A 258-nucleotide genomic window follows, 5' to 3' on the forward strand; every position below is an offset into this window, starting at 1 on the left:
GATTATCCTTATGCCACATGTTGTTCATTGAACGATGAGGTTGCGCATAGTTTCCCTCGTCACATGAAATTAAAAGATGGCGATCTTATCAAAGTAGATATGGTTTTGGGCATGGTTGAAGATGGTTCTGTCGATGTTTCAAAACTTGATTTTGATAATGTTCCTGAGATGAAGAAATATACCGAGGGTTTCAGCGGAGCTATTGCAGATAGCTGCTGGGCTTATGCTGTAGGCACACCATCAGAAGAAGTTAAAAAT

The 258-nt window shown here is 39.9% G+C and carries 1 protein-coding gene; it reads left to right on the plus strand.

Annotation, left to right across the window (positions count from 1 at the left end):
• Positions 1 to 258: M24 family metallopeptidase (locus tag ETC27_RS18140; RefSeq protein ID WP_439331816.1), on the plus strand; the 258-nt coding region annotated here is incomplete at both ends.

This window comes from Onishia niordana, from assembly GCF_004798965.1.
GTDB classification, from domain to species: Bacteria; Pseudomonadota; Gammaproteobacteria; order Pseudomonadales; family Halomonadaceae; genus Onishia; species Onishia niordana.